This window comes from Rhodococcus sp. IEGM 1305 (assembly GCF_030058635.1).
In the GTDB taxonomy this organism is placed as follows: Bacteria; Actinomycetota; Actinomycetes; order Mycobacteriales; family Mycobacteriaceae; genus Rhodococcus_F; species Rhodococcus_F opacus_D.
On the sequence record NZ_JASHKX010000004.1, the window covers coordinates 186,689 to 206,275 of the forward strand.

Sequence of the window (19,587 nt, forward strand, 5' to 3'; positions counted from 1 at the left end):
GGCGTCGAGATCGTTACGCGCGCACCGGGTCCGGGATGTGGTCCTCGGGGTCCGGCGCACTGCGGGCCGAGTCGCCGTGTGGAATCACTTCGGGGTCGGCGCCCCGTACCGGACGTTTCACCCTCCGTGGCGGCATCGCAACCACCCGAATGGCGAGGGTGACCATGACGACACCGACGACCTGAGTGGGGGAAAGGCGCTCGCCGAGGACCACGACACCCAAGACGACGGCGAGAACTGGTTGGAGCATCAGGATGCTCGCCCCCACGCCTGGGGTGAGGCGCGGCAGGGATACGCCGACGAGGATCCAGCCCGCGACCTGGCCGACGATCGCGAGTGCGGCGAGCCAGCCGATCGCCGCCCACCCGGGCGACAGATCGAGCGGGTCCCATATGAGGGCGAGCACCGTGCCGGTGGCCCACGCGACGACGGACGAGCAAAAGACCTGCGAGGAGGCACGGTTCGGTGGGCACCACGCGCCGATGGCGAAGACGTAGGCGCCGTAGCAGATCCCGGCTACCAGGGCCAGCGTGGATCCGTACACAATCGTGTGGAGGTCGGCCGTGGGCTGTGCGATACCGCTGGTGAGCGCCACCCCGGACAGCAGAAATGGGACCGCGACGACGTAGGCCTTCGACGGCCGTTTGCCCGTGATGCACAGTCCGAGTAGGGGAGCGACCACGACCTGGATGTTGACCAGGACACTGGAGACGCCGGCTCCGACGAGCATGACCGATTGGGCCCACGTCGCCATGTCCACACCCAACAGGACACCGGCAACCAACTGCACGGCCAGCACCCGCCGCGGCAACGGGCCGTGCTTGCGGTATTCACGCCACGCGAGGACCGCGAGAATCGGGACCGCGATCAGGTAGCGGACCAGAATCGTCGTGGCGGTCGACACCGAGGCGAGGGCGATGAAGATCCCCGAGCCGCCGAGGGCTGCCGCCCCGAGGCCGAGCTGGACGGTGGGAGGGAGATGCCGCCGAGGCTGACCTGGACGGTTAGCGAGCAGCACGGATTTGCAAGGTGATGCCCGCGCCGGCGGTGTCGGTATCGAAGTAGGTGAATCCGGCGCCGCTGGGCAACCGCCCCCGCAACTTGGGAGTCGGTCCGGCGGCGGTGACCCGGGCTTCGGCCTCGTCGACGTCGGGAACGGAGAAACCGAGGTGGAACACCCCTTCACCGTGTTCGTCGAGGAACTGGCGCTGCAGCGTGTTCCCCTCCGGCGGGCAGCACAGCTGCAGTTGCACGTTGCCGAGATCGGCGTATCGGTACTCGAGCTTCATGAAGTCGTCGACGTCGGGGGCCTGGAGGTCCGGGCGGTAGGCCTCGAGCGACGGAAACGGATGCCAGGGGCCGATTCCGAGGGACTCGTAGTAGGCCACGGCCCGGTCCATGTTCGTCACGACGACGCAGACGTGGTGGAGGGTCTGGAACTCACTGGTCATGGTCTCGGTCACCTCTCTGTTGCCGCACGTCGGTCGTGCTCTTGGGCGGCCTGCTCGAATGTCTGGCCGGCGCGCGGGTTCCACTGGACACCGGAGCGGGCCTTGACGCCGGGCTTGAGCCGCTGGGTCCTGTCGTAGTCCTCCCAGGGGTGGAAGAACAACGGTTCGGTGTCCTCGATGGTCGTCAGGGAGTGGGCATACACGTCCAGGTAGCCCTGACGCTCGTCGGCGGTGACGTTGCCGGGCATCCAGGCCGCAAACGGCGGCAGCACGGTGAATCCGGTGTAGGCGAGGATCCCGTTGTGGATGGGCCACAGCACGTGGAGCAGGTCGCCGTCGATGCCGTTCGGCTCGTACAGAGTCGAGGCGGTTCCGGTGGTCAGACACACCATGGCCTTCTTGCCGGCGAAGTGGCCGGTCCCGTACTTGCGGCCGGCGGAGTAAGCGAACCCGCGGGCGAACACCCGGTCCACCCATCCTTTGAGGATGGCGGGCATCGAGAACCACCACACCGGGAAATGGAAGAGGATCAGATCGGCCTCGGCCACCTTCCGCTGTTCCTGGTCGATGTCGAACGCCTGCGTCTGGGTGGCGAAGGCATGTTCCTGCTCGCGGGAAAGGTCCAGGTAGTCGTCGTCGGCTCGGTCGCCGGTGAAGTCCTGGGCATCGAGCTCGGCGTTCCATTTCATCGCGTAGAGGTCGGAGACCGTCACGTCATGTCCGAGGTCGGTCAGTGTCCGTACTGCGGTGTCCTTGAGTGCGCCGCAGAACGAGCGACGCTCGGGGTGCGCGAAGACCACGAGAATGTTCATTGGTTATCTCTCTCGACAGGAGGTGGTCGATGGTCAGACCAACGGTCTCATGGTGGTCGGGACGAGGTCAAGCGAGCCGGCCCGGCGCTCGAACGCCGGGCCGGGTCGTCAAGTGTTCGGGCTCTGCCGGATTTCGAGGGTGACACCCGCCAGTTCCGGGGTCTGCAGATAGATGAACCCGGTCGAATCGGGACGCCGCCCATACATCCACGGTTCCAAGCCGACCTCGCGGGCGGCCTCGGATCCCGCATCGACGTCGTCGACGACGAACCCGAGGTGGAAGACCCCGCCGCCCGTGCGATCGAGGAACTGTCGCTGCGGTGAGCCGCCGGGACCGGGCTCACACAGCTGCAGTTGCAGTCCGGGGGCGTCGGTGTACTTGTAGGTCAGGTCCAGGAAGGCGGCGCGGTCCGGGACGTCGAGATCGGTGAACGCGCTGAGCGGCGGGAAGTCCTGCCATCCGCCGATGCCGATCTTCTCGTAGAACGTCACCGCGGCGTCGATGTCGGGCACCACGATGCAGACGTGGTGGACTGCGTCGAACGGTGGGGTCATGGCGGCATCCTTTCCGATGAACAGTGAACTGTGCTCAGGAGTGGGTGAATCCGTACAGCCGGTGTGCGTTGGTGGTGAGGATCGCCTCGCGGGTCGCGGGGTCCGGTGCCCAGTCGGGCAGCAGATCGAGGAGGGTGCCGACGTTGGGCATCTGTCCCCAGAACCCGACGTGCGGCCAGTCCGAACCCCACACGCAGCGCCGGGGCGCGGATTCGATCAGGCTCTGCGCGAACGGAATCGTGTCGGAGTAGTCGGCCGTTCGCGCCATCCGGAACGCCCCGGACAGCTTGGTCCACGCGCCGTCCGCCATCAGTTTCAGGAACTGGGTCCACTCGGGCGCGTCGACACCGGCGGTGACGTCGAAGTCGCCCATGTGATCGACCACGTAGGGCACGGTCAGCGTGCGCAGGTCCGCGGCCGCAGCGGCGAGATGCCGGGTGTTGGTGAGGAACTGTAGGTGCCAGCCCATCTCCGCGCAGATGGCGTCGTACCGGGCGAGCTGATCGAGTCCGATGCCGCCGCCCGAGAGCGTGTTGAGCCGCAACCCCACGACACCCGAGTCCTGCAGGCGGGCGAGCGTGCGGTCGTCGACGTCGGGGGCGACCACGGCGACCGCACGCAGCCGGTCACGGGCACCCTCGACGGCCTCGAGCATGACCGTGTTGTCGGTGCCGTGCACGCTGATCTGCACCAGCACCCCGTAGGTGGTGCCCACGGCGTCGAGCATGGACAGGTACTGCTCGGTCGACGCGGGCGGCGGGGTGTAACTGCGCTCGGGAACGAAGGAGTCCCCCACGACGTGCGCGTGGGTATCGACCGCCCCCGCGGGCAGGGTGAACCGTCGCGGCGCGTGCGGGGCCGGGTCCGGGGCCGGGCACACCTGGTCGACTTTGTCCGTTCCGAAATCCACGGGCGTTCTCCTTGTTCTCGGCGTCTGGTCAGCGGGCCGACTTGATCAGGGTCTTGGCGATGGTGTTCTTCAGGACCTCGGATGAGCCCCCCGCCACCTCGTAGGCCTTGGCGTCGCGGAAGTAGCGCCCGAACGGTGAGGTTTCTTGGGTGCCGGTCGCCCCGCAGACCTGCACGGCCATGCTCGCGACCTTCGTGGCCAGTTCGGCGGCAAGCAGTTTCGCCGCGGACGAGGACCGCTGGTAGTCCCCGCCGGAGTCGAGGTCGCGGGCGGCCTGATACGTCACGAGTCGGGCGGCATCGAGCTCCGCGGCAGCCTGGGCGAAATACCATTGGATGCCCTGGAAGTCGATCACGTTGCCGTCGAACGCGGGCCGGGTGCGCACGTATGCGAACGCGTCGTCGAACGCTGCGCGGGCGATGCCCAGGGAAATGCCCGCCGCGAGGGTGCGACTGTTCGACAAGGTGACCAGGGCCTGCCGCAGCCCGTTGCCTTCCTCACCGATGAGGGCGTCGCCGGGGATCTCGACGTCGTCGAGGACGAGGTTGACGTGCGGGCCGTTGCGCAATCCGAAGGTCTGTGCTTCCCGGGTCTGCCGGGTGCTGACACCGGGGGCGTCGCGATCGACCGCGAAGGTGGAGACTCCGACCGGGGTTTCAGCCAGCACGACGAAGAACTCCGCCCGCGATCCGGAGGTGATGAATGCCTTCTCCCCGGTCAGTACCCACCCGTCGCGTTCGTTGCCGCGGGCTTTGGTGTCGAGGGTGCGGATGTCGCTGCCGTGCCCGCGCTCGGTCAGCGCGTAGGAGGCGCGCAGGCCTTGCGCGTACCGCGGCAGAACTCGTTCCTTGAGGCTGTCGCGGCCGTAGAGTTCGATGATCTTGCTGCTCTGCAGGATGGTGATCAGTGAGACGCCCAGGCTCGCCGACCCGGCTCCGAGTTCCTCGAAGACCCCGAGAGCGTTCTCCATCGACTCACCCTGGCCGTCGAACCGGGTCGGCAGGGTCATCGCGTTCCACCCCAGCTTCGCGGTCTGCTCGACCAGATCCACCGGATACACGTCCTGGTGGTCGATCTCGTCGGCGACGGGTTTGACGACGTCGTTGCTGAATTGGCGTGCGGGGGCGGCGATCTTCTCGTCGACCAGGTATCTCCAGAAACTCATGGTTGGACCTTTGCTCGTGATCTCGGTATCGGTAGTGAGGCAGGGTTGGTGTCGGATGGGTGGCCGGGACGGTTCATCGGGGGCGGCCCTGTGCGCCCGCCCCTCAGGCAGGCTGGAGCGCTTGTAGTTGATCGAGAATCCGGGCGTTGTAGCCGTCCATGTCGACGAGTTCATGCTCGGGTGTGGCGAGGTCGTAGGTGCGCACACCCGACCGGTGCACCAACTCGAGCGCAGAACGGATCCGGGTTGCCTGGCCCAGGGGCCGCAGGTCGGGGCACCAGTCAAGCAGTGCTGCCAGCGCAAGCCAGGCGCCCGTCGGGTTGGAACGGCGGGTGCCGGTCCGGTGTGGTGAGGACCCGTGTGCCGGCTCGAACAGCGCGGTGATGCCCGCCCCGAAGTTCCGGTCGGGGTTGATGGTGACGGATCCGCACAGAGCAGGGGAGCCGGCCCGGGCGCAGACGATATCCGAGAGGATGTCCCCGAAGATGCCCTCGGTGGCGATCACTGCGGGCAGCTGCGAACAACTGACCAGTTCGTAGGCTGCGCGATCGACGTTGACGTGATCGAACACAACCCCGGTCCGGTCGGCGACCTGTTTGGCAGTGGCTCGCCACAGGCGTGAGGTCGCGAAAACGCCGGCCTTGTCGACACTGATGTACCTGCGCCCGGGCGCATCCGCGGTGAAGTCGGCCGCCAACTCCAGGACCTCCCGGACGCGGGCGGGCAGGAGGCGGAGCTCGTCGACTGCGGCGCTGACACCGTCGCTCTCCTCCCGCCGGCTGGGATCGGCGCACGCGCCGCCGGTAATGTTGCGAACGATCGTGACGTCCTCACTGCGCTGCGGGACCCAGACGGTGCGGACACTGACCCGCAGGTCGAACAGGTTGCGCAGGGAAATCAGCGCCGACTCCGGATTGGGGCACTCCGCGGCGGTGACCCCCGGATGGGTTCCGACCGCCCCACTGAGCACGACGTCGGCATTGCGGCACGCATCGATGGTCTCCTCCGGCAGGATCGAACCCGTCGCCTGCCAACCGGAAGCGCCGTAGGGCAGAGGCTCGGTCAGCGTGAGGGGAGCTCCGTCGGCGGCGAGTCGGCGGAGAAACTCGAGTGGCCCGTCGAGGATCTCGCCGCCGATCCCGTCGCCGGGCAATACCGCGATCACAGTCATGGGGTGCGTCTTTTCGTGGAGGGGAGGATCGCCGGACCGGCCGGACCCGATCCCGGGGGCGGTCGTCAGGACATCGCAGTCCAGGACAGGACCTGCTGCTCGTGAAGAAGCCGACGCTGAACCTTCCCGGCGGCCGCGTCACGGGGAATCGTCGCCACCCGCGCGATGTGGGCGGGACGCATGAACACCGGCAGATCGGCGACGGCATCGCGAATCGACTCGAGCGGCACGCTGTCGGCGACCACGTAGAGGACGACGTCGTCGTCGACCAGCTCACCGGGCTTCTTCCACAGTGCGAGGTCGGTGAGGGCGTCGATCGTGCCGAGCCGTTCCTCGACGTACGGGATGGGCACGAATTCGCCCTTGACGCGGATGCTTTCGGCTGCCCGCTCGAGGAACACCAGTCCGCCCTCGTCGTCGCGTCGGCCGAGGTCGCCGGTGGCGAACCACCCGTTCGCGTCGCGGTTCGGGTCGACGGCGCCGTCCCGGAAGTATCCGGCGAACAGTGTGTTCGGTGCGGTCTCGCGCACGTAGATCTGACCGTCGTCGTCGAGGCGGTCCTCGACGTCGGAGCGGGCCTGCCCGCCGAACCGGCTGGCGTTCGCGGGGATCTCGGACTCGTCGGCGAGGGACCAGCGGTGCAGATGGCTGACCCCGGCCGCCTCGGTGGAGCCGTAGCCCGACACGGCGACGGGAATTCCGAAGCGGGACATGAATTCCCGGTCGGCGTAGAACATGGTGCGCACGCTGTGCTCACCGGAGTCGGCGGTCGTGGTGGCACGCTTGAGGATCTCGACGGGCGGTGCGTGCAGCGCCAGCGCGGTGATCCCATGTTCACGGACAGCGGGCCAGAAGCCGCTGGCCGAGAACTTCCGGACCGTCAGTGCATCGGCACCGGCCCAAAGAGCACCGAGGATGCCGTATCCCATCGGATTGATGTGGAACAGCGGCAGGGGAGCGAGCATCCGGTCGCCTGCCTGCAGGCCGAGGGCATCGGCCATCGCCGAGCCGAGCCGCAGGAAGTACTCGTGGCTCTGGGCGCAGAATTTCGGTACCCCGGTGGTTCCGGAGGTGTGCATGAACGACGCGAGGTCCGACGGTGCGGCGTCGAGGCCGGGACTGGACTGCGGATCGACCGGCGACCACGCCCGTGCGGTCGACAGCGGGAGGGTGTGCAGCGTCGCGGGAAGGGTGTCGAGGTCGGTGAAGACGGCGGCCGGGTCCAGGCGCTCGAGCATCTGCGCGAGCAGTTCCGGCGGATAGGTGGGGTTCACCAGCGCCACCGGGGTCCCCGAGAGCAGACACGCCATCCACACCAGCATGTATTCGGTCGAGTTGTTCGCGACGATGGCCAGGCGCTGATCACGCCTGATGCCCAGATCCTGCAGCGCCTGCGCACCAGCCGCGGCGATGCGGACCGCGTCGGGCAGCAGCATCTGGTCGTCGATCGTGCCCACCCGGAGATCGGGTCGATCCGATGACCGCTGCAGAAGGAGTTGGGCGAGGTTCGTGGTGCTCATGTGTCTCTTCCGGGCTGGAGGGCAGGGCGTCGTCAACGGCGTAGGGCAGGTCGCGGCACGCGCGCTGAGCCCGCCGCAGGCGGTTGAAGGTCGTTCCGGTGGAGCTGGTTGCACAATCGATGGTTGCCGACGAAGTCAGATAAGAGAACGGTCTTCAGCTAGCGTCAGCAGTAAGTGAAACTTATGTCTCGTCTCGGCCAACATGCCCCTTCGGGGCTGATGACCTCGGGCCTCCCTGTGATACACATACGCCATGTCCACAGCCTCTCCCCTCGGCGCCGACTTCGAGTCGCTGCTCTCACCCGCGGTCCGCACGACGTCAGTGGACGACGTGGTCGCCAAGCTCCGCGAGATCCTGCTGACCGGCGGGGTCGCCCCGGGGGAGAAGCTTCCGAGTGAACGAGAGCTGGCCAGGTTACTGCAGGTCAGCCGTACCACGGTCCGCGAGTCCTTGCGCACACTCGAGGCTCACGGGCTGATCACGGTGCGCCTCGGTGGCAGCGGTGGCGCGTTTTTCAACCCGCCGGACCCGGGCCTGATGGGCTCGGCATTGGCGATGCTCCTCGCGTTCGAGTCGGTGTCCGAGGAAGACCTCACCGACTACCGCATCGACTTCGAGCAGGAGAACGCCGAGCTGGCGGCCCGGCGTGCGACCGACGAGGAGCTGGCGGGTCTGCAGAAGATCCTCGACGAGGTGCGCGAACTGGGCTCCTCCGGTTCGACCGACTGGGACCGGGTGCGCGCCCTCGACCTCACCGTCCACGAACTGCTGCCGGCGCTCTCGCACAACGCCGTCCGGGTCGCGATCTCGGCGGGTATTCATGACGCACTCGCCCGCAGCTTCGCCCAGGTGGAGCCGAGCGCGTCGAGCCCGGAGCTGTTGCGGGACGAAGTGATCGAGCTGCTCACCAAGGTTATTGCGCGCGATGGTGACGCCGCCCGCGCGGCCATGGCCGGGCATCTGCGGCGCTGGCGCTCCTGAGGCCGTTAACAAACTTAGTGGCCGCCGTAACAAACCGTTAACTGCTGTGCATTGACTCACTCGCACCGCTGTGGGACCGTTGGTCAGACCATCGACCACCCCGCTTTGGAGACGATTGATGAATATTTCCGCCGGCCGTACCGGCCTCTTCCCCATCGGTCCCACCGATCCCTACGCCTTCGCTGCCGGCTCGACCGAGCGCGCAGAGATCGCCGCCGCGCTCGACGAGATCCGCAACACCGACTTCCAGGTCGCGAGCACCATCGCGGGCAAGGAGATCCGCACCGGTCGCACGATGGCCATCCAGGCGCCGCACAACCACTCGCACAAGCTCGGCGAGCTCGACCTGGCCGGACCCTCGGAGACCCAGGCCGCCATCGACGCCTCGCTCGACGCCGCCCGGTGGTGGGGCGCCCTGCCCTGGGAGGAGCGGGTCGCCCCCTTCCTCAAGGCCGCCGACATGCTCGAGCACGGCCCGTGGCGGGCCAAGCTCAATGCCGCGACGATGCTCGAACTGTCCAAGACCACCTATCAGGCTGACATCGACGCCGCCTGCGAGACAGTCGATTTCATCCGGGCGAACGTCAAGAACATGCTCGACATGTACGAGACTCAGCCCGGCTCGCAGGCCGGAGCGTGGAACCGGATCGAGTACCGGCCGCTGGAGGGTTTCGTCTTCGCGGTCACCCCGTTCAACTTCACCTGCATGAACAACCTCGCGTTCGGGCCCGCAGTGTTGGGCAACACAGTGGTGTGGAAGCCAGCGGAGAGCGCCTCGCTCGTTGCCCACCTGTCCCTGCAGTTGCTGCGTGAAGCCGGTCTGCCGGACGGCGTCATCAACGTCGTCTACGGCACCGGCAGCGACGTGGGCCCCACCGCCCTCAGCAACGAGCACCTTGCTGCCGTCCACTTCACCGGCTCCACCGGGACCTTCCAGCACATGTGGCAAGAGGTCGGCAAGAACGTCGGAAGATACCGGAACTACCCGCGCGTCGTGGGTGAGACGGGCGGTAAGGACTTCATCCTGGCCCACCCGAGTGCCGATCTCGAGGCCCTCGCTGTCGCTTGTATCCGCGGTGCCTACGAGTTCCAGGGGCAGAAGTGCTCGGCTGCCTCCCGCGTCTACGTGCCGCGCAGCCTCTGGCCGCGCCTGAAAGATCGGCTCGTTGCGCTGACCGAACAGATCAAGGTCGGCGACCCCACCGACCCCGAGGTCTACGTCGGCGCCGTCATCAACGGCCGCCAGCACGCCAAGCACACCGAGATCCTCGCCCGGGCCCGCGCCGACAAGGCCGTGGTCGTCGGCGGTAACACCGACGACAGCGTCGGCTGGTTCGTCGACCCCACCATTCTCGAGGTCACCGACCCGCACTCGCCGCTGATCACCGAGGAAATCTTCGCCCCGGTTCTGACGACCTACGTGTACGAGGACTCCGACTGGAACGAGGTGCTGCGCTTGGTGGACACCTCGACGCCGTACGGCCTCACCGGCGCAGTGTTCGCAGAAGATCGTCGCGCGGTCGAAGAGGCTGACGCCGCCCTGCGGTACACGGCGGGCAACTTCTACGTCAACGACAAGCCCACCGGCTCGGTCGTCGGCCAGCAGCCGTTCGGCGGTGCGCGCGCGTCGGGCACCAACGACAAGGCCGGCACGGTGTGGAACTCGATTCGCTTCGCGAGCCCGCGCACCACGAAGGAAAACCACTTGAGGGTGACGGGCTACCGCTACCCCCACCTCGAGAAGTAATGTCCGATCCACGACAGGAAACGTCATGACCGAACCAACCGTGTACGACGTCGTGGTCGTCGGAGCCGGCATCATCGGTGCCAGCTGTGCACACCACCTGGCCCAGCAGGGGCTCGAGGTCGCCGTGCTCGAGGCCAAGGCCGGTGCCGCCGAGGGAAGCACCGGGCTGTCGTTCGCCTCGGTCCGCGCGCAGTGGGCCGACGACCTCAACACCGAGCTGTCCTGGCGCAGCATTAGCTTCTACCGGGACTTCCAGGACCGGTACGGTAGCGATATCGGATACCGCCCGAACGGGTACCTCCTGCTGATCCCGGAAGCGAACTGGGAACGTCAGCTCCAGGCGGTCGAGTTGCAGCGCGCCCACGGTGTCCCGGTCGAGGTCCTCGATATTGAGCGTGCTCAGGAGATCACTCCGTTCGACCCGGCCGGAATCGGCGGGGCGACGTGGGGGACCGCCGACGGGCAAGTCGACCCGCACGGCGTCACGAACGCGTTCCTCACCCTCGCTCGCGGGCATGGTGCCGACGTCTTCTTCCGGTCCCCGGCAGCTGGAATCGACAAGGTCGGCGAGCTGTGGACGATCACGGCGGGTGAACGTACGGTGACCGCGCGTTACGTGGTCAATGCCGCGGGCGGTTGGGCAGGCGAGGTTGCCGGTCTCGCCGGGCTGGATGTGCCCGTGGTGCACTCGCGCCGCAATGTCTACGCCACCGCGGACGGCGCGCTCGACAACTACGTGCCGATGACAATTGACGCGGCGACCGGGGTCTATATGCGCAGCGAAGGGAACCGGCTTCTCTTCGCCGGCGCCAAGCCCACCGAGATCGACGGATACAACACTGCGGTCGACTGGCCGTGGATGGAGGAGCTGCTGGCGCTGGCCGCCGACCGCTTCCCCTGGCTGGTGGACTTGCCTCTCGACCGCAAGGCATGCTGGGCCGGTACCTACGAGAACACCCCGGACCACGACGGAATCGTCGGCGCAGACCCGCGAGAACCCCAGTGGATCAACGCATGTGGCTTTTCCGGCCACGGAGTAATTCAGGCACCGGAGATCGGCCGGCTCGTCGCCGAGCAGGTCACCACCGGGGCGATCACCAGCATCGACCTCTCTGAGCTGTCCCTGGCCCGATTCCAGCAGACCGGCACCGTCGAGAATTCGGTGTCGCTCGTCTTCTGACCAGCGCGGGGTACGGCTCCCCGACGAGGTCACCGGCTAGGACCAGTCCTGCCACGGCGCATCGACAATCGGGCACGGCGAATGGTGTGTTCAACGATGCACCCGCCATCGCCGCGCCCAGCCCCGAAAAGCCAGGGGAGGGCGGCAAGTTCAATGACGCACTCGCCGCCTCCCTCTGGCCGAGGAGTAATGTCCGCCACCCCCAGGGTGGCCCGTCCGCCCCAAGTGGCAGGGCGCCCAGATCCCGTTCTGTCCGTGCGCTTTCGCCCGGCACTTTCCCTGGTCGAAGACATTTCCGACTCCGGTGATAAGCGAATGCACGCGCTGCCATCACCCACGCTGAACGCTTTCCGGTGACTGTGTTCTCCGTCACCAATGGCCTGTAATCTTCGAGCTGTCCTCTTCCGGCGCTGTGGATTTCGAATCGCCGGATGCAGGGCACCCGCCCTCCCCCTCCCCTCAGCGCTCATGTGCCGATCGAAATTGCCGGCGCCGCTGATCACGAAACAGGAAACTCATGGCACTTTCATCCGCACCATCGGGTGGCATCGCCGCCCCGGGAGCGTCGTCGGAGAAATTGACGCGCTCGATGTCCCTGACCAACCTGATCTTCCTCGGTGTGAGTGCGCAGATCGGCTCCGGGTGGTTGTTCGCCGTTCTGTCCGCCGCAGGGGCCGCAGGACCGGCCGCAGTCGTGTCCTGGGTACTCGCGGCTCTACTTTTCGGTGTCATCGCGATGCCCTGGATGGAACTGGGCGCCATGCTCCCCCGCTCGGGCGGACCGGTCCGGTACCCGAGCTTGTCGCACGGCATGATGACCGGCTGGCTGGTCGGCGGCGCGTACTGGATCGCCACCGTCGCAGTCACCACCCTCGAGGCACAGGCAGTACTGACCTATGTCAGCAGCAACTGGCCCCAACTTGGACTGATGCACGAGGTCGAAGGACTCGAGATCCTGACCTGGCCGAGAGGCATCCTCGCCGGTGTCGCCATCCTCGCGGTCTTCACGGTCCTCAACATCTTCGGCATCAAAATGCTCAGTGAAGCGAACCGCTGGATCACACTATGGAAGATCGCGATCCCGACGCTCACCTTCATTCTATTGTTCACCGCATTCCGCAGCTCCAACTTCACCGAGACCGGATTCTTCGCCATGGGCTTCGACGGCGTCCTCCACGCCATCCCCGCCACCGGTATCGCCTTCGCCTACCTCGGCTTCCGCCAGGTCCTCGACTTCGGTGGCGAATGTAAGAACCCGCAGCGCAACATCCCGATCGCCATTGCCGCGTCCATCCTCATTCCGATGGTCGTCTACGTGCTGCTCCAGGTGGCGTTCATCGGAGCGCTCGACTGGACGGCCGCCGGCCTCGCACCCGGCCAATGGGGGTCACTGCTGTCGAGTGACTGGGCGTCGGCGCCATTGTTCCAGGCCCTCATCGCCGCCGGATTCGGTGGCTTCGGCACCCTGCTGCTGATCGACGCGATCGTGTCTCCGGCCGCAACCGGATGGGTGTTCCTCGGCAGTGCTACGCGGTCGACCTACGCACTGTCCGAGCACGATATGGCCCCGTCGCTGTTGCAGCGGCTGAACCGATTCGCGGTGCCGTGGATTTCGCTGATCGTCTCCTTCGCGGTGTCCTGCCTGTTCCTGCTCCCGTTGCCGAGTTGGTACCGCCTCGTCTCCATCGTGTCGGTGGCACTGCTGCTGAGCTACCTCGTCGGCAGCTCCAGCATGATGGTTCTCCGCCGCACCGCACCGGACCTGCCGCGGCCCTTCCGGCTGCGAAACGCCGGATTCTGGGCGCCCGCCAGTTTCGTAGCAACGCTGATCCTGGTGTATGTCGCCGGCTTCTCGACCGTCCTCAACCTGTCCATCGTGGTGTTCGCGGGTACCCCGGCGTATGTCGCGTACATCGCCGTACGACAGAACTGGATCACCCGCATTCGCGCGTACAGCTGGTCCGCTGTGTTCCTCACGGTGTGGGGCTTTGTGAGCTGGCAGGGCGGATGGTTCATGACGGTCAGCGGCGGCCAGCGAGAGGGAGCGTGGGAGACCTCCGCCTACCTGGTGGCCTGTACAGCGGTACTCGCCGGCGGCGGGATCGTGCTGTACCTGATGAGTAATACCGTTGGCCGGGTGCATGTCTCCCGATCGACCTGGTTCGTCGCGTTGCTGATGGCCGTGCTCTTCCTGTCCTTCTACGGTAGCTACGGGCCGCTCGACCACCCCGTCTTCGGCGAAGGCTGGGACCTCATCCCGGTGGCGATCGCGGGCCTCGCAGGGTATTACTGGTCGGTCGCCTCCGGCTTCGAGACTGACGAAGTGCGGGAAAATCACCTCGAGGAAGACGTCGTTCCGGTGTGATCCATTCGACGGGGGCGGCGCCGACCAGTGCCGCCCCCGTCGACGTTGACTACAGGCCCCGTCGACCGTCGGATCAAGCCGAACATCGTAGGGACCCAATCGAGAGCTCGCGTACCGCTGCTGCCCGCCCGGTAGCGCAACCTGAAAGGCACGTCATGAATTCTCCTGAACCGATCGTGGTAGTCGACGGCGCGAGGACCCCGATCGGCAGCTTCGGTGGTGCGTTCAAGGACGTGCCCGCTCACGAACTGGGTGCCACCGCCGTCAACGCCGCGCTGGGGCGTGCCGGGGTGCCGGGCGGCGACATCGACGAGGTGGTGATGGGCTGCATCGGTCAGGTCGGACCGGACGCCTACAACGCCCGCCGCGTCGCCCTGGCCGCCGGACTTCCCGAGAAGACCCCCGCATATACCGTCAACCGGCTGTGCGGGTCCGGTCTGCAGGCGGTGTGGTCGGCGGCGCAGCAGATGCGCTGGGGTGGGGTGGACTTCGCCCTCGCCGGCGGCGACGAGAGCATGTCGCGGATGCCGTTCTACGACTTTTCCGCCCGCTCGGGCTACAAACTCGGCGACCGTAAGCTGGTGGACGGCACGGTCGCGATTCTGACCGACCCGTTCGGTGGCGTGCACATGGGCCGCACCGCCGAGGCCGTCGCCCGCAAGTACGACGTCAGCCGGCAGCAGCAGGACGAGTTCGCCGTCGAATCCCAGCGCCGTGCCGCCTCCGAGGCCGCCAAGGCCGCGTTCGCCGAGGAGATCACGCCGGTCGAGATCGGGGGCCGCCGCCCGAAGACGATCGACGTCGACGAGCACCCCAAGCCCGACACCACCCTCGAGACCCTGGCGAAGCTGCGGCCGGCGTTCGAGGAGGGCGGCTCGGTGACCGCGGGCAACGCGTCCGGGATCAACGACGGCGCGGCGGCCCTGGTGCTGGCCACACAGTCCGCCGCCCGCGAGAAGGGCCTGACCGGGCTGGTCACGCTCGAGGCCGTCGCGACCGCGGCGATGGACCCGGGCCTGATGGGGTACGCCCCCGTGTTGGCGCTGGCGAATCTGTTCGAGCAGACCGGCACCACCCCCGGCGACATCGACGTGATCGAGTTGAACGAGGCGTTCGCGTCGCAGGCGGTCGCGGTGATCCGGGACGCGAAGCTGAATCCGGAGAAGACCAACCCGTACGGCGGTGCGATCGCGCTGGGTCACCCGGTCGGGGCGACCGGCGCGATCCTGAGCCTGCGCCTGGCGAAGGACCTCGTGCGCCGCGACCTCGAACTCGGCATCGTCACCATGTGCATCGGCGGCGGCCAGGCCCTCGCCGCCCTCTTCCGAAGGATCTGACATGAGAAACGATCAACGGCCGGCACCGACTCGACGGCCAATCAACCATCCCGGCCGCCGTCGAGGCATTGCTACCGTCTGCCGCGAGGAGCGCGCCCTCGTTGAGTTCGCGTTGACGTGGCTACCTTTCGGTACCATCGCGAACGAACATATCTGGGTCGAGTTTGGGATGACCCCCACCCGGTATGTGGATCGTCTCGCTGAGGCGCTCGAGGGACCGGTCCGGCGCACGCTCCATCCGGAAACGCTCCAGGAGCTCAAGCGCTTTGTCTCACATCAGATGATCGAACGCCGCAGGCGGAACCAGCAGCACTGAGCTTCGAACTCTGCCGTCGACGACTTTCGCCGGCGGCAGCCGAGATCGGCGGGAGCATGTGCGGGCAGCGATCACGTGTCGATGGCCATCAGAGACACCACCGGTGACCATCGCAGGTGGTCGCTGCCCGCGCTCCCATGTCGTGTCAGCTGAGCGCGCGGGCGATGATTGCTGTGGCCATGTCCAAGGACGTGGGCTCGTGATAGATACTCTGATCTTCGATTTCGGAGAGCTGGTCACGGACCGCTTCCGCTGTCAGCTCGTCCAGCACCGCCCCTGAGGTTTCTCCGACGAAGACCTTTGCAACCCGACCGCCTGCGACCGAGTACACGGCGCCGGAGACGGGGCAGTCCTCGTGCGCGAGAAACGCGACGACCGGGCTGACGCCTTCCGGTGTCACGCGTGCCGCCAGATCACCTAGCAGGCCTGCCGTCATGCGGGTGGCGGCGATCGGCGCAATCGCGTTAGCGGTGATCCCGTAGGCCGCCCCTTCGAGCGCGAGAACGCGGGTGAGGCCGGCGATCCCCGCCTTCGCAGCGCCGTAGTTCGCCTGCCCGAAATTGCCGAATAGGCCGGAGGCCGAGCTGGTGTTGACGATGCGTCCGTAACCTGCCTCCCGCATGGCACGGAAGGCGGGTTGAGTGACGAACAGTGTTCCCTTGAGATGGACGTCGATGACGGCGTCGATCATCGGACCGTCCATCTTGTGAAAGGCCTTGTCCCGCAGAATTCCAGCATTGTTGACCAGAACATCCAACCGTCCGAATTCATCGAGCGTCGCCTGGACGATCGCACGGCCACCCTCTTCCGTGGCGACGCTGTCACGGTTGGCGACAGCCGTACCACCGAGCGCGGTGATCTCGTCGACGACGGCCTGCGCCGCGCCCGTCGATTGTCCGTCACCATGCAGCGAGCCACCCAGGTCATTGACCACCACTCGCGCACCGCGGCGCGCGAGTTCGAGGGCGTGCGATCGGCCCAGCCCGTTGCCGGCTCCGGTTACGATGGCAACGCGTTCGTCGAAATGTAGCGAGGACAACTGAACTCCTTGAGGTCGTTTCGTGCAATCTTTCGGGCTCATAAACAGGGGCTGAGGCCGGTGTCGTCTTCCGCCGCCATGTTCTTCGGGACGGGCCCATCGAGAAATCGCAACACGCGTCTGGCGGCCGAGTCCGCGACATCCGGGCGTTGCAGATCGTGACCCGCCGGAACGACCGACAACACTGCGTTCGGGATCCGCGCTGCAAGGAGCTGACTGTTGGTCGGCGGAACGATCCGGTCATGCTCGCCGGACACCACCAGCGTCGGTGCCGCGATCGATCCGAGAAACGGAATACTCGACCAGCCCGCTACTGCAGCGACCTGCCAGAGCGCACCGATGGTATGTGCCCGCCCCCAATGTCGCGCGTTGTGCGCGCCGATAAGGGTGTTCCACAGCTTTTTTCCCGATCCTGGCGTGGCTCCGCTCCCACAGGAGGTGGACAGCAAGGCCAGTCGGCGGACTCGCCCGGGCCAGCTGAACGCGAACTGCTGGGCAATCGCGCCACCGTGTGAGAAGCCGACGATATCGGCCCGTTCAACATCCACCGCCTCGAGGACATCGGCGACGATGTCCGCCAGCGCCTGCATCGACAACGGCAGCGCCGGAGTGTTCGAGGCACCGACGCCGGGCGCGTCGAATGACACGACCATCCGCTCATCCAGGACGGGGGTGAACGCCGACCAGCTCGCCATCGGGCGCAAGAGACCGTTGAGCAGGACAACCGGTTTCCCGGATCCGCTCACGCGCGCCGCAACCTGCTGCCCGTGCCGAGTCGACACGTCGAATGTGGTGGACGTCGGCTCGGTCATCGCCTCTGTCATGCCTCCTCCTTCACGTAGACCCCGGGCGCGTCGTCGAGCGGCGGATACGCCGCGTTGCCGAGCGCCGGCGGCGCCGGCCGCTTCGCCCCGGCCCGTTCAGCGAGCCACTTCGACCAGTCCAGCCACCACGTTCCGTCGCGCAGCTCGGCGGCCGCCTTCCACTTGTGGGGATCGGCGGTGACGGTCTCGTTCACCCAGTGCTTCGCCTTCGGGCTCGGCGGGTTGACGATGCCCGCGATGTGCCCGGACGTGCTCAGAACGAACCGACTGTCCCCGCCGAGTAGGCCGGTGGTCTTGTAGCTCGATGTCCATGGCACGACATGGTCGTCGACCGCCGCCACGATGTAGCTGTCGATATCCACTCGCGAGGGATCGAGAAGTTCACCGTTGATCTCGAACTCCCCTCGCGAAAACTCGTTACGCAGGTAGCACGAGCGCAGATACTCCCCGTGCATCCGTGCCGGCATGCGCGTGGAATCGGCGTTCCAGGCGAGCAGGTCGAACGCAGGAGGCTTGTTGCCGAGCAACCAGTTGTTGATCACGTACTGGAAGATCAGGTCGTTGGCCCGCAACGTGCTGAAGGTGCGTGCCATCTGCGCGGAATCGAGATACCCCTTCCGGGCCATCTGCTTCTCCAACGCGGCGATCGAATTCTCATCGGTGAACGCGCCGAGGATTCCTGGTTCGGCGAAGTCGGTATGAGTGTTGATGAAGGTCGCGGAACCGATCGACGGGTCGTCATGGGCGGCGTTGTATGCCAGACCCAGCGCGGTCAGGGTTCCTCCCAGACAGATGGATACGGTGTTGACCGTCTCCGAGCCGGTGATCTCGCGGACCACCCGAACTGCGTCGAGTGGACCGTCGAAGAGATAGTCGCGGAACCCGAGGCCGCTCATCGATGCATCCGGGTTGCGGTAGCTGATGGCGAAACAGGTGTGACCGTGCTGAACAGCCCACTCGATCAGGCTCTTTCCCGGTGCCAGATCCATGATGTAGAACTTGTTGATCCACGGCGGACAGAACAGCAGCGGGGTCGCGTGCACCTCGGGGGTTTGCGGCGTGTACTGGATGAGCTCGATCAGATCACTGCGGTAGACAACAGATCCGGGTGTGGCACCGAGATCGACGCCCACCGCGAACTGCGAGCGATCCACCTGCGAGGGCCATCCTCCGTTGTGCCGCAGGTCGTGCAGGAAGTTTCGAAGACCACGCACGAGACTGAGTCCACCGGTGTCGAAAGCCTTGCGGATCGCGGCCGGGTTGCCAGGGAAGGTATTGGTGGGGCTGAGGGCATCGAGGATGAAGCGGGCCGCGAATCGGGCCTTGACCGCGGTGTCGTCATTCAGTTCGGCGGTATCGATGAGCTCGTTGACCAAGTGCTCGAGGAGCAGGTACTGCTGTGCCAGATAGAAGTAGGCGGCGTTCTCCTGATATGCGTTGTCGGAGAACCGCTTATCGCCCGCCTTCGGTGCGACCGGCCCCGGGTTGTTTCGGCCGATCGCGCGGCCTGCGGCCGTGCGGAGCGCACTGCCGGAGCCGAGCAGGAGCCGACCATGTGCGGCGGCGGTTCCGCTCGGGTGCTTCAAGGCGCCGATCCCTGCCGCGCCGAGTGAGCGCAGGAAGGCGGCGGGGTCGGCATCGGTGGTGGCGTTCTTCAGCGCCCCGAGATCAAGCGGCGGTGTCCACGATGGGATGGCTTTCAGGATCGACAACGGACGTATTCCCCCTCTGGTGAAGTTGTTACTCGTATGCGCGGTAGATCAGTTCGATGACAGCTGCGGGTTTGGTGGCGCGGTCGCATTCGAGCGTGCTGAGGATGATGAGCTCGTAGCAGTCGTCGCCGATCCGGGTCACCTCGGTCACGGTCGCGGCCAGGCGGATGCGCGCACCGGCCGGGACCGCCGCCGGGAAACGCACCCGGTTGAGCCCGTAATTGACGACCATCCTCACGTCGGTGACGTCGAGGAGTTCGGCGAGTAGTGGAACAACAAGGGAGAGAGTCAGATACCCGTGCGCGATGGTGGTTCCGAACGGGCCGTGCTTCGCGCGTGAAGGGTCGGTGTGAATCCACTGGTCGTCACCGGTCAGTGCGGCGAATCCTGTGATGTCGGATTGGGACACTTCGTGCCATGGGCCGACGCCGAGATCCGTACCGGCGAGCTCAGGCAGGTGGTGAACGGACACAGTTATAGCTGGCATTGAGGATCTGGCTC

18 protein-coding genes are annotated in these 19,587 nt (G+C 66.4%); 6 read left to right on the forward strand and 12 right to left on the reverse strand.

Features of this window, described 5'->3' with window-relative positions; translation table 11 throughout:
- Positions 1 to 13: 13 nt before the first annotated feature.
- The 8 genes from QM693_RS10595 to QM693_RS10630 all read right to left on the reverse strand — a co-directional run bounded on the left by QM693_RS10595 (position 14) and on the right by QM693_RS10630 (position 7,584).
- Positions 14 to 1,018 (reverse strand): DMT family transporter, encoded by a 1,005-nt coding sequence (locus tag QM693_RS10595; RefSeq protein WP_283352285.1) that lies wholly within the window; start codon positions 1,016 to 1,018, stop codon positions 14 to 16.
- The gene (locus QM693_RS10600) at positions 1,005 to 1,451 is read right to left on the reverse strand and encodes a VOC family protein (RefSeq protein WP_105423856.1); all 447 of its coding nucleotides are present in this window, start codon (positions 1,449 to 1,451) and stop codon (positions 1,005 to 1,007) included. The genes QM693_RS10595 and QM693_RS10600 overlap by 14 nt, the downstream gene beginning before the upstream one ends.
- Before the next feature lie 8 nt (positions 1,452 to 1,459).
- The gene (locus tag QM693_RS10605) at positions 1,460 to 2,263 is read right to left on the reverse strand and encodes an NAD(P)H-dependent oxidoreductase (RefSeq protein WP_283352286.1); all 804 of its coding nucleotides are present in this window, start codon (positions 2,261 to 2,263) and stop codon (positions 1,460 to 1,462) included.
- A 108-nt stretch (positions 2,264 to 2,371) separates the two neighbouring features.
- Entirely contained in the window at positions 2,372 to 2,818 is a 447-nt protein-coding gene (locus tag QM693_RS10610) for a VOC family protein (protein WP_283352287.1), read from the reverse strand.
- A 34-nt stretch (positions 2,819 to 2,852) separates the two neighbouring features.
- Positions 2,853 to 3,728, reverse strand: a complete 876-nt coding sequence (locus QM693_RS10615) for an amidohydrolase family protein (RefSeq protein ID WP_283352288.1) — start codon at positions 3,726 to 3,728, stop codon at positions 2,853 to 2,855.
- A 28-nt stretch (positions 3,729 to 3,756) separates the two neighbouring features.
- Positions 3,757 to 4,893 (reverse strand): acyl-CoA dehydrogenase family protein, encoded by a 1,137-nt coding sequence (locus tag QM693_RS10620; RefSeq protein ID WP_283352289.1) that lies wholly within the window; start codon positions 4,891 to 4,893, stop codon positions 3,757 to 3,759.
- Positions 4,894 to 4,996: 103 nt separating this feature from the next.
- Positions 4,997 to 6,064, reverse strand: a complete 1,068-nt coding sequence (locus QM693_RS10625; protein ID WP_283352290.1) for an isocitrate/isopropylmalate family dehydrogenase — start codon at positions 6,062 to 6,064, stop codon at positions 4,997 to 4,999.
- 65 nt (positions 6,065 to 6,129) lie between these two features.
- Complete coding sequence (locus QM693_RS10630) at positions 6,130 to 7,584, reverse strand: AMP-binding protein (RefSeq protein ID WP_283352291.1); 1,455 nt, start codon at positions 7,582 to 7,584, stop codon at positions 6,130 to 6,132.
- 253 nt (positions 7,585 to 7,837) lie between these two features.
- On the opposite strand from QM693_RS10630, the gene QM693_RS10635 reads away from it, so the two are divergent.
- The 6 genes from QM693_RS10635 to QM693_RS10660 all read left to right on the forward strand — a co-directional run bounded on the left by QM693_RS10635 (position 7,838) and on the right by QM693_RS10660 (position 15,511).
- Positions 7,838 to 8,566: a FadR/GntR family transcriptional regulator gene (locus QM693_RS10635; RefSeq protein WP_105423852.1), complete on the forward strand. Its 729-nt coding sequence runs from the start codon at positions 7,838 to 7,840 to the stop codon at positions 8,564 to 8,566.
- A gap of 118 nt (positions 8,567 to 8,684) precedes the next feature.
- The gene (gene pruA / locus QM693_RS10640; protein WP_283352292.1) at positions 8,685 to 10,313 is read left to right on the forward strand and encodes an L-glutamate gamma-semialdehyde dehydrogenase; all 1,629 of its coding nucleotides are present in this window, start codon (positions 8,685 to 8,687) and stop codon (positions 10,311 to 10,313) included.
- A 25-nt stretch (positions 10,314 to 10,338) separates the two neighbouring features.
- Positions 10,339 to 11,493: an NAD(P)/FAD-dependent oxidoreductase gene (locus QM693_RS10645; RefSeq protein ID WP_283352293.1), complete on the forward strand. Its 1,155-nt coding sequence runs from the start codon at positions 10,339 to 10,341 to the stop codon at positions 11,491 to 11,493.
- Positions 11,494 to 12,010: 517 nt separating this feature from the next.
- Complete coding sequence (locus QM693_RS10650) at positions 12,011 to 13,858, forward strand: APC family permease (protein WP_283352294.1); 1,848 nt, start codon at positions 12,011 to 12,013, stop codon at positions 13,856 to 13,858.
- Between the two features lie 155 nt (positions 13,859 to 14,013).
- Positions 14,014 to 15,195 carry a thiolase family protein gene (locus QM693_RS10655; RefSeq protein ID WP_283352295.1) on the forward strand — a complete coding sequence of 394 codons (1,182 nt, stop codon included), beginning with the start codon at positions 14,014 to 14,016 and terminating at the stop codon, positions 15,193 to 15,195.
- 1 nt (position 15,196) lies between these two features.
- Positions 15,197 to 15,511, forward strand: coding sequence for a DUF3263 domain-containing protein (locus tag QM693_RS10660; protein WP_283352296.1), 315 nt, complete (start codon positions 15,197 to 15,199; stop codon positions 15,509 to 15,511).
- A gap of 145 nt (positions 15,512 to 15,656) precedes the next feature.
- Here the strand turns inward: QM693_RS10660 and QM693_RS10665 are convergent, their stop codons facing one another.
- Genes QM693_RS10665 through QM693_RS10680 form a run of 4 tightly spaced genes read right to left on the reverse strand, consistent with a single transcriptional unit; the run spans position 15,657 to position 19,573 of the window.
- Entirely contained in the window at positions 15,657 to 16,550 is an 894-nt protein-coding gene (locus tag QM693_RS10665) for an SDR family NAD(P)-dependent oxidoreductase (protein ID WP_283352297.1), read from the reverse strand.
- Between the two features lie 38 nt (positions 16,551 to 16,588).
- The gene (locus QM693_RS10670; protein ID WP_283352298.1) at positions 16,589 to 17,374 is read right to left on the reverse strand and encodes an alpha/beta fold hydrolase; all 786 of its coding nucleotides are present in this window, start codon (positions 17,372 to 17,374) and stop codon (positions 16,589 to 16,591) included.
- Positions 17,371 to 19,086 (reverse strand): PHA/PHB synthase family protein, encoded by a 1,716-nt coding sequence (locus QM693_RS10675; protein ID WP_283352299.1) that lies wholly within the window; start codon positions 19,084 to 19,086, stop codon positions 17,371 to 17,373. The genes QM693_RS10670 and QM693_RS10675 overlap by 4 nt, the downstream gene beginning before the upstream one ends.
- Positions 19,087 to 19,114: 28 nt before the next feature.
- On the reverse strand, positions 19,115 to 19,573 hold the full coding sequence (locus QM693_RS10680; RefSeq protein WP_283352300.1) for a MaoC family dehydratase: 459 nt from the start codon (positions 19,571 to 19,573) through the stop codon (positions 19,115 to 19,117).
- Positions 19,574 to 19,587: the final 14 nt, after the last annotated feature.